The sequence below is a fragment of the Pseudomonas sp. NFACC25 genome, assembly GCF_900100935.1.
Classification (GTDB): domain Bacteria; phylum Pseudomonadota; class Gammaproteobacteria; order Pseudomonadales; family Pseudomonadaceae; genus Aquipseudomonas; species Aquipseudomonas marginalis.
Window position 1 is genome coordinate 218,453 of the sequence record NZ_FMUC01000003.1, and the last position, 12,817, is coordinate 231,269.

General features: G+C 62.7%; 13 protein-coding genes. 7 read left to right on the forward strand and 6 right to left on the reverse strand.

What is annotated here, in order from left to right:
• Nucleotides 1-4 precede the first annotated feature (4 nt).
• The 7 genes from lepB (at nt 5) to tadA (ending at nt 6,202) form a co-directional block, all read left to right on the forward strand.
• Complete coding sequence (gene lepB, locus BLQ09_RS08695) at nt 5-859, forward strand: signal peptidase I (protein WP_027604663.1); 855 nt, start codon at nt 5-7, stop codon at nt 857-859.
• A 147-nt stretch (nt 860-1,006) separates the two neighbouring features.
• Nucleotides 1,007-1,696, forward strand: coding sequence for a ribonuclease III (gene rnc / locus BLQ09_RS08700; protein WP_027604662.1), 690 nt, complete (start codon nt 1,007-1,009; stop codon nt 1,694-1,696).
• A complete protein-coding gene (gene era / locus BLQ09_RS08705) occupies nt 1,689-2,591 on the forward strand; it encodes a GTPase Era (protein WP_027604661.1) in 903 nt (300 codons plus the stop codon). The genes rnc and era overlap by 8 nt, the downstream gene beginning before the upstream one ends.
• Before the next feature lie 142 nt (nt 2,592-2,733).
• Complete coding sequence (gene recO, locus BLQ09_RS08710; protein WP_092356244.1) at nt 2,734-3,423, forward strand: DNA repair protein RecO; 690 nt, start codon at nt 2,734-2,736, stop codon at nt 3,421-3,423.
• A gap of 52 nt (nt 3,424-3,475) precedes the next feature.
• Nucleotides 3,476-4,219: a pyridoxine 5'-phosphate synthase gene (gene pdxJ, locus BLQ09_RS08715; RefSeq protein WP_027604659.1), complete on the forward strand. Its 744-nt coding sequence runs from the start codon at nt 3,476-3,478 to the stop codon at nt 4,217-4,219.
• Nucleotides 4,220-4,322: 103 nt separating this feature from the next.
• Nucleotides 4,323-5,705, forward strand: coding sequence for a multicopper oxidase family protein (locus BLQ09_RS08720; RefSeq protein WP_027604658.1), 1,383 nt, complete (start codon nt 4,323-4,325; stop codon nt 5,703-5,705).
• On the forward strand, nt 5,705-6,202 hold the full coding sequence (gene tadA / locus BLQ09_RS08725; RefSeq protein WP_053133694.1) for a tRNA adenosine(34) deaminase TadA: 498 nt from the start codon (nt 5,705-5,707) through the stop codon (nt 6,200-6,202). Before BLQ09_RS08720 ends, tadA begins: the two co-directional genes overlap by 1 nt.
• 33 nt (nt 6,203-6,235) lie before the next feature.
• On the opposite strand, the gene cmoB is transcribed toward tadA, so the two are convergent.
• The 6 genes from cmoB to BLQ09_RS08755 all read right to left on the reverse strand — a co-directional run bounded on the left by cmoB (nt 6,236) and on the right by BLQ09_RS08755 (nt 12,730).
• Nucleotides 6,236-7,192, reverse strand: coding sequence for a tRNA 5-methoxyuridine(34)/uridine 5-oxyacetic acid(34) synthase CmoB (gene cmoB / locus BLQ09_RS08730; protein ID WP_027604656.1), 957 nt, complete (start codon nt 7,190-7,192; stop codon nt 6,236-6,238).
• On the reverse strand, nt 7,189-7,932 hold the full coding sequence (gene cmoA, locus BLQ09_RS08735) for a carboxy-S-adenosyl-L-methionine synthase CmoA (protein WP_027604655.1): 744 nt from the start codon (nt 7,930-7,932) through the stop codon (nt 7,189-7,191). The genes cmoB and cmoA overlap by 4 nt, the downstream gene beginning before the upstream one ends.
• A gap of 35 nt (nt 7,933-7,967) precedes the next feature.
• Entirely contained in the window at nt 7,968-8,624 is a 657-nt protein-coding gene (locus tag BLQ09_RS08740; protein ID WP_092356247.1) for a lysoplasmalogenase, read from the reverse strand.
• Nucleotide 8,625: 1 nt separating this feature from the next.
• Nucleotides 8,626-9,015 (reverse strand): protease inhibitor I42 family protein, encoded by a 390-nt coding sequence (locus tag BLQ09_RS08745; protein ID WP_092356250.1) that lies wholly within the window; start codon nt 9,013-9,015, stop codon nt 8,626-8,628.
• 185 nt (nt 9,016-9,200) lie between these two features.
• Nucleotides 9,201-11,621 carry an endopeptidase La gene (lon, locus tag BLQ09_RS08750; protein WP_027604652.1) on the reverse strand — a complete coding sequence of 807 codons (2,421 nt, stop codon included), beginning with the start codon at nt 11,619-11,621 and terminating at the stop codon, nt 9,201-9,203.
• A 119-nt stretch (nt 11,622-11,740) separates the two neighbouring features.
• Nucleotides 11,741-12,730 (reverse strand): GntR family transcriptional regulator, encoded by a 990-nt coding sequence (locus tag BLQ09_RS08755; RefSeq protein ID WP_027604651.1) that lies wholly within the window; start codon nt 12,728-12,730, stop codon nt 11,741-11,743.
• Nucleotides 12,731-12,817 lie beyond the last annotated feature (87 nt).

Here is a 12,817-nt window from a genome sequence, read left to right on the forward strand (position 1 = left end):
TCCTATGTCGCTAAATTTCCCGCTGTTGCTGGTCATCGCCGTTGCCGTTTGCGGTCTCCTGGCGTTGCTCGATCTGGTGTTCTTCGCCCCGCGTCGGCGGGCGGCTATCGCGTCCTATCAGGGCAGCGTCAGCCAGCCCGATGGCATGGTGATCGAGAAGCTGAACAAAGAGCCCTTGCTGGTTGAATACGGCAAGTCGTTCTTCCCGGTGTTGTTCATCGTGCTGGTGCTGCGCTCGTTCCTGGTGGAACCGTTTCAGATCCCGTCGGGGTCGATGAAACCTACCCTGGACGTGGGCGATTTCATCCTGGTGAACAAGTTCTCCTACGGGATTCGCCTGCCGGTGATCGACAAGAAGGTCATCGAAGTCGGTGATCCGCAGCGCGGCGATGTGATGGTGTTCCGCTACCCGAGCGACCCGAACGTCAACTACATCAAGCGTGTGGTAGGCCTGCCGGGCGACGTGATTCGCTACACCAGCGACAAGCGCCTGTTCATCAACGGCGAGTCGGTGGCCGAGAAGCTGATCGGTTCCGAACCGAACAGCCTGGGCAGTGCCGAGCTGTACCAGGAAAAACTCGGTGCGGTAGAGCATGAAATCCGCAAGGAAATGAGCCGCTACCGTGCCATGCCTGACGGCGAGTGGAAAGTGCCGGCCGGGCACTACTTCATGATGGGCGACAACCGCGACAACTCCAATGACAGCCGTTACTGGGATGACCCCAGCATTCCCAAGGACCTGCTGGGCATGGTTCCCGACCAGAATATCGTCGGCAAGGCCTTTGCGGTCTGGATGAGCTGGCCGGAACCCAAGCTCAGCCACCTGCCGAACTTCTCGCGGGTCGGGCTGATCAAGTAATACAAGCGGCGCTGTGCACACAGCGCCGAATGCTTTTCTGGGGCTTGGACATTTCCCGTCCCCGTGCAATACCAACCAGGATTTGAATTTGAACACTGCGTCAATCGTCGATGGCCGCCGGTGCCACCACACAGATATGGGTAAACCGTGACCGTTTCTCTAAGTCGTCTCGAGCGCCAGCTCGGCTACACCTTCAAGGATCAGGAATTGATGGTCCTTGCCCTCACACACCGCAGCTTTGCAGGGCGTAATAACGAACGCCTGGAATTCCTCGGTGATGCCATCCTCAATTTCGTCGCCGGTGAAGCACTGTTCGAGCGCTTCCCCCAAGCCCGTGAAGGTCAGCTGTCGCGTTTACGCGCACGCCTGGTAAAGGGCGAGACCCTGGCCGTACTGGCCCGTGGTTTTGGCCTGGGTGAGTACCTGCGCCTGGGTTCCGGCGAGTTGAAGAGCGGCGGGTTCCGCCGTGAGTCGATCCTGGCCGATGCGCTTGAGGCGTTGATCGGCGCGATCTACCTCGATGCCGGCATGGAAGCGGCCAAGGAGCGCGTCACCGCGTGGCTGACCTCCGAGATCGAAAGCCTCACGCTGGTCGACACCAACAAGGATCCAAAGACCCGCTTGCAGGAGTTCCTGCAATCGCGCGGTTGCGACCTGCCACGCTACGAAGTGGTGGATATCCAGGGTGAACCCCATTGCCGCGTGTTCTTCGTGGAATGTGAAATCACCTTACTGAATGAAAAAAGCCGAGGTCAGGGTGTGAGCCGTCGTATTGCCGAACAGGTAGCGGCCGCTGCAGCACTGATTGCCCTGGGCGTGGAGAATGGCCATGACTGATTCAACCGCAACACGCTGTGGCTATGTTGCCATCGTCGGCCGCCCGAACGTGGGCAAGTCCACGCTGCTGAACCATATCCTCGGCCAGAAGCTTGCAATCACCTCGCGCAAGCCGCAGACCACCCGCCACAACATGCTGGGCATCAAGACCGAAGGCAGCGTGCAAGCGGTCTACGTCGACACCCCGGGCATGCACAAGGGCGGCGAGAAAGCCCTTAACCGCTACATGAACAAGACGGCCTCGGCGGCGTTGAAAGACGTGGACGTGGTGATCTTCGTGGTCGACCGCACCAAGTGGACCGACGAAGACCAGATGGTCCTCGAGCGCGTGCAGTACGTCACTGGCCCTTTGATCGTCGCGTTGAACAAGACCGACCGCATCGAAGACAAAGCCGAGCTGATGCCGCACCTGAGCTGGCTGCAGGAGCAACTGCCGAACGCCCAGATCATGCCGATCTCGGCCCAGCACGGGCACAACCTCGAAGCCCTGGAGCGCGTGATCGCCGGTTACCTGCCGGAGAACGAGCACTTCTTCCCGGAAGACCAGATCACCGACCGCAGCAGCCGTTTCCTCGCCGCCGAACTGGTGCGTGAGAAAATCATGCGCCAGATGGGCGCCGAGCTGCCGTACCAGATCACCGTCGAAATCGAAGAGTTCAAGCAGCAGGGCAAGACCCTGCATATCCATGCGCTGATCCTCGTCGAACGTGACGGCCAGAAGAAAATCATCATCGGCGACAAGGGCGAGCGCATCAAGCGCATCGGCACCGAAGCGCGCAAGGACATGGAATTGCTGTTCGATTCCAAGATCATGCTTAACCTGTGGGTGAAGGTTAAAGGCGGCTGGTCCGATGATGAGCGCGCACTGCGCTCCCTCGGCTACGGCGACCTGTAAGGACACCGCAGGGCAAAAAATGTGGGAGGGGGCTTGCCCCCGATAGCGGTGGATCAGTTAATAAATAAGTGACTGAGCCACCGCCATCGGGGGCAAGCCCCCTCCCACATTAGGTTTTTGTTGTTTTCAAGATAGAGAACCCATGTCCCAATCCCCACCCACCAGCCAACTCGCCTACGTGCTGCACAGCCGCGCCTACCGCGAGACCAGCGCGCTGGTGGATTTCCTCACGCCCCAAGGCCGTCTGCGCGCGGTATTGCGTAGCGCGCGGGGCAAGGCGGGGACATTGGCGCGACCTTTCGTGGCGTTGGACGTGGAGTTTCGCGGCAAGGGCGAGCTGAAAAACGTCGGCCGCCTGGAAAGCGTCGGCACGTCCGCCTGGCTCAATGGCGATGCACTGTTCAGCGGCCTCTACCTCAATGAACTGCTGATCCGCCTGTTGCCCGCCGAAGACCCGCACCCGGCGGTCTTCGATCACTATGCCGCCACCTTGCTGGCCCTGGCCGAGGGCCGCCCCCTGGAGCCGCTGTTGCGCGCCTTCGAATGGCGCCTGCTTGACGACCTGGGCTACGGCTTCGAACTGCACAACGACCTGCACGGCGACCCCATCGCCGCCGACGGCATGTATCGCCTGCAGGTGGATGCGGGTCTGGAGCGTGTGTACCTGCTGCAACCGGGGCTGTTCCAGGGCACCGAGCTGCTGGCCATGAGTGAAGCCGACTGGACTGCACCGGGCGCCTTGTCCGCCGCCAAGCGCTTGATGCGCCAGGCGCTGGCCGTGCACTTGGGTGGACGGCCGCTGGTCAGTCGCGAGTTGTTTCGAAAGCCCTGACATCCCCGTGTATGCTGTGCAGCGTTTCTTTCCCCTTTTCAGGAGCGCTTCCGTGACCACCAGCAATCGCATTCTTCTTGGCGTCAACATCGACCACGTCGCTACCCTGCGCCAGGCCCGGGGCACCCGTTACCCTGACCCGGTCAAGGCCGCGCTGGACGCCGAAGAAGCGGGCGCCGACGGCATCACCGTGCACCTGCGCGAAGACCGCCGCCACATCCAGGAGCGCGATGTGCTGCTGCTCAAGGACGTGCTGCAAACCCGCATGAACTTCGAGATGGGCGTCACCGAAGAAATGATGGCCTTCGCCGAGCGCATCCGTCCGGCGCACATCTGCCTGGTCCCGGAAACCCGCCAGGAACTGACCACCGAAGGCGGCCTCGACGTGGCCGGCCAGGAAGCGCGGATCAAGGCCGCCGTGGAGCGCCTGTCGAAGATCGGCAGCGAAGTCTCGCTGTTCATCGACGCCGACGAGCGCCAGATCGAAGCGTCCCGCCGTGTCGGCGCGCCGGCCATCGAACTGCACACCGGCCGGTACGCCGACGCCACCACACCGACCGAAGTGGCGGATGAACTGCAGCGCATCATTGACGGTGTGAACTGCGGCCTTAATGAAGGCCTGATCGTCAATGCCGGCCACGGCCTGCACTACCACAACGTCGAAGCCGTGGCCGCGATCAAGGGCATCAACGAGCTGAACATCGGCCACGCGCTGGTGGCCCACGCGCTGTTCGTCGGTTTCAAAGGCGCGGTGGCCGAGATGAAAGCCCTGATCCTGGCGGCCGCCAAGCGCTGATCGCAGATCCGCGGCAATGCGAAGCCTTACTGTTTAGCCAATGCAGGTGTATCGTATCTGCCCTTTGCAGGCCCTGTGCCTGCGGCAGATACGTGAGGTTGTTGTGTCCCGATCCTTTTCCCGTCGACAAATCCTGGGTGGTCTTGCAGGCCTGGCCGTAGTGGGCGTCGGCGCCGGTGGCGCCTACCGCTACTGGCTGGGGAAAGTCGCCGAAGCCGAAGCGGGGCATGATTACGAACTGATCGCCGCGCCGCTCGACGTAGAACTGGTGCCGGGGCACAAGACCCAGGCCTGGGCCTTCGGCCCTTCGGCACCGGGCACCGAGTTGCGCGTGCGCCAGGGTGAGTGGCTGCGGGTGCGCTTTATCAACCACCTGCCGGTCGCTACCACGATCCACTGGCACGGCATTCGCCTGCCGCTGGAAATGGACGGCGTGCCCTACGTCTCGCAATTGCCGGTGCTGCCCGGCGAATACTTCGACTACACATTCCGCGTGCCCGACGCCGGCAGCTACTGGTATCACCCCCATGTGAACAGCAGCGAAGAACTCGGCCGCGGCCTGGTCGGCCCGCTGATCATCGAAGAACGCGAACCCACCGGGTTCAAGCACGAGCGCACCCTGAGCCTGAAGAGCTGGCATGTGGACGAAGAGGGCGCCTTTGTCGCCTTCAGCATTCCCCGTGAGGCCGCGCGCGGCGGTACGGCCGGGCGGTTGTCGACCATCAATGGCGTCTCCCAGGCGGTGATCGACCTGCCTGCCGGGCAGATCACCCGTGTGCGCCTGCTCAACCTCGACAACACCCTGACCTATCGCATCAACATCCCCGACGTCGAAGCGCAGATCTACGCCCTGGACGGCAACCCCGTCGAACCGCGCCCGCTGGGCAAGGAATACTGGCTGGGTCCGGGCATGCGTATCTGCCTCGCGATCAAGGCGCCGCCGGCGGGTGAAGAACTGTCGATCCGCAACGGCCCGGTGCGCCTGGGCACTTTCCGCTCAGTCGCCAACACCGATGCACCGACCGAATGGCCACCGGCATTGCCCGCCAACCCGATTGCCGAGCCGGACCTGGCCAATGCGGAGAAACTCAACTTCAATTTCGAGTGGGTCGGTTCAGTGTCGGTGAATGTCGATAATGGCAAGCCGCCGAGCCTCTGGCAGATCAACGGCCAGGCCTGGGACATCACCGACAAGACCTGCGCCGATCGCCCGATTGCCAAGCTGGAAAAAGGCAAGAGCTACATTTTCGAATTGAAGAACATGACCCAGTACCAGCACCCGATCCACCTGCACGGCATGAGCTTCAAGGTGATCGCCTCGAACCGCCACAAGGTGATCCCGTATTTCACCGACACTTACCTGCTGGGCAAGAACGAACGCGCCCGCGTGGCCTTGGTGGCGGATAACCCCGGGGTGTGGATGTTCCACTGCCACGTGATCGACCATATGGAAACCGGCCTGATGGCCGCCATCGAGGTGGCGTGATGCGCCAGTTTCGCCCCACGGCGATCATCGACCGCAGCCGCGACCAGGATTTCATGCGCGAAGCCCTGGCCCTTGCCGCCCAAGGCGCGGCGCTGGGGGAAGTGCCGGTGGGCGCGGTGCTGGTGCAGGACGGTGAAATCATCGGTCGCGGCTTCAACTGCCCGATCAGTGGCAATGACCCCAGTGCCCACGCCGAAATGGTCGCCATCCGCGCCGCCGCGCAGGCTGTCAGCAACTACCGCCTGCCGGGCAGTACGCTGTACGTGACCCTGGAACCGTGCAGCATGTGCGCCGGGCTGATCGTGCATTCACGCATCGCGCGGGTGGTGTATGGCGCGTTGGAGCCGAAGGCGGGGATTGTGCAAAGCCAGGGGCAGTTCTTTACCCAGGGCTTTCTGAACCATCGGGTGTTGTTTGAAGGCGGTGTGCTGGCCGAGGAGTGCGGCACGGTGTTGAGCGAATTCTTCAAGGCCCGCCGAGCCAAGCCCCCGCTCTAAAGAACGCTTCATTTTTTCAGGGAGCTTGGGGGCTTACTTTTTAGCGATGATGACCGCCCGCATCGGCGCCGGCAGCCCTTCAATCGTCTTGCTGTGATCCTGCGGATCGAGGAAGTCGCTGAGGGATTGATACTTCATCCACTCCGTTCCGCGCTGTTCCTCCACCGTGGTCACGCTCACATCCACGCACCTCACATCACTGAACCCGGCACGCCGCAGCCACAGCATCAGTGCCGGCACCGACGGCAGGAACCACACGTTGCGCATCTGCGCATAACGGTCTTCCGGCACCAGCACCTGTTGCTGGTCGCCTTCCACCACCAGGGTTTCCAGGACCAGTTCGCCGCCCTTGACCAGGGTGTCCTTCAGCGCCAGCAGATGCTCGATCGGCGAGCGGCGGTGATAGAACACCCCCATGGAAAACACCGTGTCGAAGCCTTCCAGGTTCGCCGGCAGGTCTTCAAACGGGAACGGCAGGTGCCAGGCCTTGGGTTCGGACAGGTAACGCTGTACGGCCTGGAACTGGCAGAAGAACAGCCAGTTCGGGTCGACGCCAATCACGCTGTCGGCCCCGGCGCCGAGCATGCGCCACATGTAGTAACCGTTGCCGCAACCGACATCGAGAATACGCTTGCCCTTCAGGTCCAGGTGCGGGGCCACACGCGACCATTTCCAGTCCGAGCGCCATTCGGTGTCCACATGCACGCCGAACAGGTGGAACGGGCCCTTGCGCCACGGGCTCAAGCCCATCAGCGCGGTGTGCATCTGCGCGCGGGTGGCGTCGTCGCAATCGGTGTCCAGCACCAGGCCATTGAGCAAGTCGACTTCGCTGGGCTGGATCCTTGGCAGCGCGTCCAGGGCACTCTGCCAACGCTCCAGGTCGCCATGACCCTTTTCCATCTTGCTATCGAGCTGCGCTTGCAGGCCTTGGGCCCATACGGCCAGCGGGGTGCCGACCAGATGGCGGGCGAGGGGGGACAGATCAATCATGGCAAGGCAATCAACGAGGCAAAGTTAAGACACTGGAACCACGGCACGACTTTCGAGAACCCGGCCGCCAGCAGGCGTTCGCGGTGTTCTTCGAGGCTGTCGGGCTTCATGACGTTTTCGATGGCGCTGCGCTTCTGGGCGATTTCCAGTTCGCTGTAGCCGTTGGCGCGTTTGAACGCGATATGCAGGTCGGTGAGCAGCGCATGCTCTTCCAGGTCATTGAAGCGCAGCTTTTCCGAAAGGATCAGTGCGCCGCCGGGCAATAACGACTGGCGGATACGCCCGAGCAACGCCAGGCGCTCATCCGGGGCGATGAATTGCAGGGTGAAGTTCAACGCCACCACCGAGGCCGGCTGGAACTGCAGCGCGAGGATGTCGCCCTCGATCACCTCCACCGGCAGCAGCTCCTGGAACATCGAGTCCTGGCCATTGAGGTATTCGCGGCAGCGCTCGACCATGGCCGCCGAGTTATCCACCGCGATCACGCGGCAACCGTCGGTGCGCACATGACGGCGCAAGGCCTGGGTCACCGCACCCAGGGACGAGCCCAGGTCGTAGAGCACGCTGTGCGGTTGGGCAAACTGCGCCGCAAGTACACCGAGGTTTTCGACAATCGTCGGGTAACCGGGCACCGAACGCTTGATCATGTCCGGGAACACCCGCACCACGTCCTCGTTAAAGGCGAAGTCCGGCACCTGGGGCAGGGGCTGGGCGAATAGGCGATCGGGTTCTTTGCTCACGGTTGTTCCGGCGACGAGGGGGAAAGGCCGGCATTTTAGCCAAGTTGGCCCTCGTGTGCGCGGGTTGTCTGATGGAAAGCCGAGGCGGTGATGCCCCACTGTCCGAGCCAGTAGGTGACGATCAACAAATACGGCGCGGCGTCGAACGACAGCACAAACCGATTGATACCGATCAGCGTGTCGGAAAACACAAACGACACCGCGCCCGCCGCCGCCAGCAGCGCCGAGCGTTTCGGCACATCGCTGCCCACGCGTGCCAGCGCGCGCCAGAGCATGGCGCTGATCACCAGTGCGTAAACCACCACCGGTATCAGCAATTCACCAAGGCCGTGGGAAATCAGGATGCCCAGCAGGATCGCGCCCACGCCCAGCGCCAATACCAACGGCAGCAGCGCCAGACGGCGGCAGTCGCTGCAATAGGCTTTGAGGTAGGCCAGGTGGGCAAACAGAAAGGCGCCAAGGCCGAAGATAAACAGGTCGCCCGGCCAGGCCAGCAATACATCGCCGACCAGGGAGAAAATCAGCCCGAGGCTGATCCAGCGTCGATACTCGGTCGGCGGCGCGTCATGCAGCCAGCCCAGCAGCGCCAGGACCGGCAGCGGCTTGACCAGCAGGCACAGCAACGTGGCATGGGTGCTCAGGCCGTAGATAAAGGTGCCGGCGCCCATCAACGCAAGAATCAGCCATGGCATATCAGTTCACCGTAATGGCGCAGTCGAAGGTCTCGGCGGGCTCGGCTTCCGGTTCCCAGGGTTGCTGGGAGGTCAGGCGCAACCGCCCCTGGCCGGCTGCGAATGCCTGGAAGCGCCAGGTGGACTGGCCACCGCCGCCGATCACACCGGATTCCGAGCTGCTGTACACCTCGGGGCCCAGGGCCCGCAATACGCCGCCGGCGGAATCCTGGATGGCCCAGCGGTAGCCGGTGGTGGGGTTGCTCGGCAGGGTGAGGATCAGGTTTTGCCCGGTCTTGAGTTGCAGCGGGCAGGCGCTCTGGTTGTCCACGGTGACGTTTTGCTTCGGCGCACTGGCACAGGCGGCGAGCAGGCAAAGGCTCAGGGGGAGAAGCAGGCGGGCAGCGGTCATGGGGGCTCCGTTGTTTGGCGACGAAGACCGAGCATAACCGAAGATAAGACAGGGTGTTACAAGCAGGATACAGGTTGCGGCCACTCACGCCATCGGGGGCAAGCCCCCTCCCACATGTTGATGTGTGAACACATTCAAGTGTGGGAGGGGGGGGCGATGAGGCCAGTTCAGGCGCTAGCGTGCTATCAGAACAACACCTTCGCCACATCCGCAAAGCGCTTGGCAAAGTGCACCGTCATGCCTTCCTTCAGGTACTCCGGCAACTCTTCAAAACTGCCACGGTTCGGCTCCGGCAGAATCAGCTCGTGGATCTTCTGGCGCCGCGCCGCAATCACCTTCTCGCGCACGCCGCCAATTGGCAGCACATGCCCGGTCAACGTCAGTTCGCCGGTCATGGCCACGCCTTTTTTCGGCGCCTGGTTGCGCGCCAGGGACAGCAGCGCGCTGGCCATGGTCACCCCGGCGCTCGGGCCGTCCTTCGGCGTGGCGCCTTCCGGTACGTGCAAGTGCACGAAGGCTTCGTCGAAGAACTTCGGATCGCCACCAAACGACTTCAGGTTGGAGCTGATGTAGCTGTAGGCGATTTCGGCGGACTCTTTCATCACCTCACCCAACTGCCCGGTGAGCTTGAAGCCGCGATTGAGGGTGTGGATACGGGTCGCCTCGATCGGCAGGGTCGCGCCACCCATGCTGGTCCAGGCCAGGCCGGTGATCACGCCGGTACCCGACAGTACCTGCTCGTTGCGGAATACCGGCATGCCGAGGGAGCTTTCCAGGTCCTTGTTGCCGATCTTGATCACCGAGTTCGGCTCATCCAGCAGCTTGACCACCGCCTTGCGCACCAGTTTGCCCAGCTGTTTCTCCAGCTGGCGCACCCCGGCTTCACGGGCGTACCCGTCGATCAGTGCACGCAGGGCGCCGTCACTGATGCTCAGGCTGTTTTTCGACACGCCGGCTTTTTCCAGCTGCTTTGGCCACAGGTGGCGTTTGGCGATGGCGACTTTTTCTTCGGTGATATAGCCCGACAGGCGAATCACTTCCATACGGTCCAGCAGCGGGCCGGGGATCGAGTCCAGGGTGTTGGCGGTGCACACGAACAGCACCTTGGACAGGTCCAGGCGCAGGTCGAGGTAGTGGTCGAGGAATTCGACGTTCTGCTCCGGGTCGAGGGTTTCCAGGAGTGCCGAAGCCGGGTCGCCCTGGAAGCTCTGGCCCATCTTGTCGATCTCGTCGAGCATGATCACCGGGTTCATCACTTCCACATCCTTGAGCGCCTGCACCAGCTTGCCCGGCAGGGCGCCGATGTAGGTGCGGCGATGGCCCTTGATCTCGGCCTCGTCGCGCATGCCGCCGACGCTGAAGCGATAGAACGGCCGCCCGAGGGACTCGGCGATGGACTTGCCCACGCTGGTCTTGCCCACGCCCGGCGGGCCCACCAGCAGCACGATGGAGCCGGCGACCTCGCCTTTATAGGCGCCCACCGCGAGGAACTCGAGGATGCGGCTCTTGATGTCATCCAGGCCGGCATGGTGCTTGTCCAGCACCTTGCGTGCGTGTTTGAGGTCGAGTTTGTCCTCGCCATACACGCCCCAGGGCACCGAGGTGGCCCAGTCCAGGTAATTGCGCGTGACGGCGTATTCCGGCGAGCCGGTTTCGAGGATCGACAGTTTGTTCAGTTCTTCATCGATACGTTTTTTCGCCTGGGCCGGCAGCACCTTGCCTTCCAGGCGTTGCTCGAACTGCTCGACGTCGGCGCTGCGGTCGTCCTTGGTCAGGCCCAGTTCCTGCTGGATGACCTTGAGCTGTTCCTTGAGGAAGAACTCGCGCTGGTGCTCGCCGATCTTGCGGTTCACCTCGGCGGAGAGTTCTTTTTGCAGGCGCGCGACTTCCACCTCCTTGCGCAGCATCGGCAGGACTTTTTCCATGCGCTTGAGCATCGGCACGCAGTCCAGCACTTCCTGCAGCTCGTTCCCGGTGGCCGAGGTCAGCGCGGCGGCGAAGTCGGTGAGGGGCGACGGGTCGTTGGGGCTGAAGCGGTTGAGGTAGTTCTTCAGCTCTTCGCTGTACAGCGGGTTGAGCGGCAGCAGTTCCTTGATCGCATTGATCAGCGCCATGCCGTAGGCCTTGACCTCGTCGGTCGGCTCGCTCGGCTGGTGCGGGTATTCCACTTCGACCAGGTACGGTGGGCGGTGGTGCTTGAGCCAGGTCTTGATGCGCACGCGGGTCAGGCCCTGGGCGACGAATTGCAGCTTGCCGTTCTCGCGGCTGGCGTGGTGCACCTTCACCAGGGTGCCGTACAGCGGCAGGCTCGAGGTGTCGAAATGGCGCGGGTCTTCGGGCGGCGTGTCCATGAAGAACAAGGCCAGGGAGTGATGGTCGGATTTGCTCACCAGCTCCAGGGTCTCGGCCCACGGCTCTTCGTTGACGATCACCGGCAGCACTTGCGCCGGGAAGAACGGCCGATTGTGGATCGGGATGATGTAGACCTTGTCCGGCAGGTTTTGCCCAGGCAGGGCCAGGCCGGTATTGGACGAAGGGGTTTCAGCGTTTTCGGGGTCGGCGTAATCGTTGAGGTCGTAATCAGGGAATTCTTGCTGGTCGCTCATGGGGCACCTGCATAAGGAAGTATGCAGCTTAGATGGGGCGGGGCAGCAGTGGTTTCAATGGTGGGGGTGAGATAGCAACATATTGCAGGAAATTACTGCGGCGACCCTCCCGCATGGGATCAGCTGATTTTGTGAAGGTAGGCGGGGAGTGGCTGCTCTGGCAGCACCGACAGGACTTTCAAGCGCTGCAACATCCGCTGCCGCGCCCGTTGCAAGTGCTCGCGCAGGTTCAACGCCGCCGCATCGAATGCGCCATGCAGCAGCAGCTCCAGAATCAAGCGATGTTCGGCAAGCATCGCCGGATCAGCGCCGATCCCCAGCAATCGGTAAAAAATCCGGCTGATGATCATCGGGCTCTGGCCCTGGCGAATCAGCGCGGCAATCTTGCGGTTCTGCAGGCCGGCCAGGCAGCGCTGGTGCAAATCCTCTTCGATCTGCTCGATGGCTTCCAGGCTGCACTGGGGGCTGTCCTGGGCATCCAGCACGCGCTGCAGCATGGCTTCCAGCATGTCGCGGTCGAGGTTCGGGGCACTCTGGCGCAGGGCTTCGGGTTCCAGGCAGGCGCGCAGTTCGTAATCTTCGGTGACTTCCCGCGCGGTAAGGGGCCCCGCCAGCCATTGGGAATAGGGCTCTTTTTCCACCAGGCCACGGTCGCGCAGGCGCATCAGCGCTTCACGCACCACCGCGCGGCTGACGCCGTAGTGGTCGGCGGCGGCCTGCTCATCCAGGCGGTAATGGCCGAAGGCGATACAGGTGGACAGCGCCGCGCCGATTTCCTCGACGATGCGCTCGCCCAACGGCCGGGTGTCCACCAGTTCGGCCTCGCCATTGAGGCCCAGGTGCGCATGGCTCAGGGGCAGGCGCAGCGGCTCCATGGCCAGGCCTTCTGGGTTGATCAGGTAACCCCGGCCGTTGAAGCGGCAGATCAAGCCCTCAGCGTGCAGCAGGTCCAGCGCCTTGCGCACCGGCACGCGGCTGGTGCCGAACAGCTCGGCCAGGGGCGCTTCGAGCAATACCAGGCCATGGCGCGCGGTGCCATTGACGATCGCGTCGCGCAACACCTGGTGAATCATCGCGTAACGGGAGGCCGAGGCGGACACTGCTTTCATCGATTTCTCAAAGGCATGTAGGACGATGGCCGGGGATTCTCTCATAAGTTGCGCCTGTCACTCTGCGCCACGTCGGTGGCACTTTTT

Coding starts and splice junctions, on each gene's coding strand:
- BLQ09_RS08745 (WP_092356250.1), bottom strand. CDS start 9,015: ATGACCGCTGCCCGCCTGCTTCTCCCCCTGAGCCTTTGCCTGCTCGCC.
- lepB (WP_027604663.1), top strand. CDS start 5: ATGTCGCTAAATTTCCCGCTGTTGCTGGTCATCGCCGTTGCCGTTTGC.
- cmoB (WP_027604656.1), bottom strand. CDS start 7,192: ATGATTGATCTGTCCCCCCTCGCCCGCCATCTGGTCGGCACCCCGCTG.
- recO (WP_092356244.1), top strand. CDS start 2,734: ATGTCCCAATCCCCACCCACCAGCCAACTCGCCTACGTGCTGCACAGC.
- BLQ09_RS08740 (WP_092356247.1), bottom strand. CDS start 8,624: ATGCCATGGCTGATTCTTGCGTTGATGGGCGCCGGCACCTTTATCTAC.
- BLQ09_RS08755 (WP_027604651.1), bottom strand. CDS start 12,730: ATGAAAGCAGTGTCCGCCTCGGCCTCCCGTTACGCGATGATTCACCAG.
- era (WP_027604661.1), top strand. CDS start 1,689: ATGACTGATTCAACCGCAACACGCTGTGGCTATGTTGCCATCGTCGGC.
- lon (WP_027604652.1), bottom strand. CDS start 11,621: ATGAGCGACCAGCAAGAATTCCCTGATTACGACCTCAACGATTACGCC.
- tadA (WP_053133694.1), top strand. CDS start 5,705: ATGCGCCAGTTTCGCCCCACGGCGATCATCGACCGCAGCCGCGACCAG.